This is a genomic window from Mesorhizobium sp. B2-7-1 (assembly GCF_006440735.1).
Taxonomy (GTDB): Bacteria; Pseudomonadota; Alphaproteobacteria; order Rhizobiales; family Rhizobiaceae; genus Mesorhizobium.
This window is the reverse complement of sequence record NZ_VFUA01000221.1, coordinates 1-1,535: the sequence shown is the minus strand read 5'-3', so window position 1 is coordinate 1,535 and position 1,535 is coordinate 1. Positions and strand designations below refer to the sequence as shown.

1 protein-coding gene is annotated in these 1,535 nt (G+C 65.0%); it reads left to right on the top strand.

Annotated elements, in window-relative coordinates:
- Positions 1-101: 101 nt before the first annotated feature.
- A partial coding sequence (locus tag FJ471_RS34560; RefSeq protein ID WP_181179966.1) for an autotransporter-associated beta strand repeat-containing protein occupies positions 102-1,535 on the top strand: 1,434 nt, incomplete at its 3' end.

Here is a 1,535-nt window from a genome sequence, read left to right as displayed (position 1 = left end):
CCGGTATAGGTGCTCGACCCGTTCTTCAGCACCCAGGTGCCAGTCCCGGTCTTTGTCAGCGCAGTGGTGGCGCCGGCGACACGACTGACCGCCTGTTTACGTTGCAGACGGGCGTCAGCTTCATCGAATCATCCGGCACCGGCGCGGTCGTTTTCAGCAACACGGGGTCGGCCGCCTACATCGGAAGCGGCAACCGCACGCTCGCGCTGGGCGGCACCAACACCGGCCTCAATACGATGGGCGGTACCATCATCGACGGTCCCGGCGGCTTAACTCAACTTGCCAAGAACGATTCTGGTACCTGGGTGCTGACGGGTAACAACAGCTATTCCGGCAACACCGTCATCAATGACGGCAACCTGGTCATCGGCAATGGCGGCACGTCCGGCAATGCCGGTACCGGTAACGTCGTCGTCGTCAACTCGACTTCAACATTGTCGTTCAACCGCAGCGATATGTTCAACTTCACCGGCACGATCAGCGGTGCCGGCAAGCTCGCCCAGATCGGCGCCGGCACGACGGTCCTGACGGCTGCCGGCAACGACACCGGCGGGACCAGCATCAGCGCCGGCACGCTGCAGGTGAATGGCGGGCTGACAACGCCGACCATCGCCATGACCGGCACCTCGGCGCTCACCGTCAACGGCACGGTTGGGACGACCGCCGGCGGCACGTCGGCGCTCACCGGCGATGCTGGAGCGAGCACGATCAACGTTGGCAACGGAGGCACGCTCAGGGCCGCTGGCGACCTTGGCGGCGGCAGCGACATCGTCAATCTGACCGGGACGTTGAACACCGGCGCCGGAGGCCTCAACCTCGGCGCCGGTAACGACACGCTGACGCTCAACGACGGCGCCGTTCTCACCGGAACAGTCAACGCCGGCACCGGTGGCGAGACGGGCGCGGGCGACACATTCCGGGTAATCAACACGGTGAATCGCACAGTGCAGGGTGCAGGCCTCAGCGGGTTCGAGAGCCTGGACAAGCAGGGCAGCGGAACGCTGACGCTTACTGGCGACCACAGTTACAGCAGTGGGACGACGATCCAGGGCGGGACGCTCCAGGTAGGCAGCGGCGCGATAGCGGGTACGTTGACGACACCCACAGTGGCCAACAACGGCACGCTCGCCTTCAACCTGAACAACAACTACAGCTTCGACGGTGCCATCTCCGGCACGGGTTCGGTCAACAAGCTTGGCACCGGGACGACAACGCTGACCGGCACCAACAGCTACAGCGGCGCCACCAACATCAATGCCGGCACGCTGCTCATCAACGGCAACCAATCGGCCGCCACCGGCCAGACCAATGTCGCGACCGGCGCGACGCTCGGCGGCACCGGCATCATAGGCGGCAGCGTCACGGTGGCCGATGGCGGCACGTTCGCACCCGGCGGCGCCGGCAATGCCCCAGGCACGCTGACCATCAACGGCAATCTGGCGCTGGGGAACTCCAATCTCAACGTCAATTTCGGCGAGGCGAATGTGCCGGGCGGCGCGTTCAACGACCTCATCAATGTCGGCGGCAACATGACG